The organism is Achromobacter sp. SIMBA_011, assembly GCF_046535435.1.
GTDB lineage: Bacteria > Pseudomonadota > Gammaproteobacteria > Burkholderiales > Burkholderiaceae_B > Achromobacter > Achromobacter dolens.
This window is the reverse complement of record NZ_JAWRWN010001116.1, coordinates 1-241: the sequence shown is the minus strand read 5'-3', so window position 1 is coordinate 241 and position 241 is coordinate 1. Positions and strand designations below refer to the sequence as shown.

At 56.4% G+C, this 241-nt stretch carries 1 protein-coding gene; it reads left to right on the top strand.

The annotated features are described in order from the left end of the window. Window positions 1-16: 16 nt before the first annotated feature. A partial coding sequence (locus tag SB816_RS34510) for a heparinase II/III family protein (protein WP_410548559.1) occupies window positions 17-241 on the top strand: 225 nt, incomplete at its 3' end.

Genomic DNA, 241 nt, shown 5'->3' with positions numbered 1-241 from the left:
CAATGAGCTCGTCTCCGTGCTCCGCTATGATGAAACGGCGGGCCGGCCCTCCAAGGTGCTGCCCGACGTGAACTACCACCGGCTTGCCACCGACGATACCGTTATCATAGTGGATACGGGTTATCCCAGTTCGGCAGAGCTTTCACGCAACGCCCATTCAGGGTGCCTGTCCTTCGAAATGTCTTGCGGCAAGAACCGGTTCATCGTTAATTCCGGTTTTCCGAAAAATGCCGCACCGGAA